Below are 313 nucleotides of genomic sequence, written 5' to 3'. Positions count from 1 at the left end.
CCCCAGCACCAGCGCCGACAACAGGATCTCGTTGATCTGTGTGCCGAAGGTGGTATGTACCGTCGTCAGCAACTGATGGCTTTTCGCTTCGCTCAGTTCCAGCTTTTCCTCCCGCATATCGCGTAACAGGCAACTGCCGCCGGCATCATCACGTGGTAACGCCAGTGGCGGCTGTTGCCGCCAAACATCCCAGTAACGGCTGGCCGCCTCAAAGGAAGCCGTGGCGGTATAACGTGCTATTTCCTGTGACCACCGCAGGAACGCGTCTGTCTTCCGGGGCAGGCGCAACACCTGGCCTTTGCCCTGCTGCTCG

The 313-nt window shown here is 60.1% G+C and carries 1 protein-coding gene; it reads right to left on the bottom strand.

What is annotated here, in order from left to right:
- The coding region (locus tag ICL55_RS35015; RefSeq protein ID WP_188106733.1) for a condensation domain-containing protein at positions 1–313 on the bottom strand (313 nt) is incomplete at both ends.

Source organism: Chitinophaga varians, assembly GCF_014529945.1.
In the GTDB taxonomy this organism is placed as follows: Bacteria; Bacteroidota; Bacteroidia; order Chitinophagales; family Chitinophagaceae; genus Chitinophaga; species Chitinophaga varians.
Note: the sequence above shows the minus strand (reverse complement) of the source record. Positions and strands in the feature narration are given on the sequence as shown.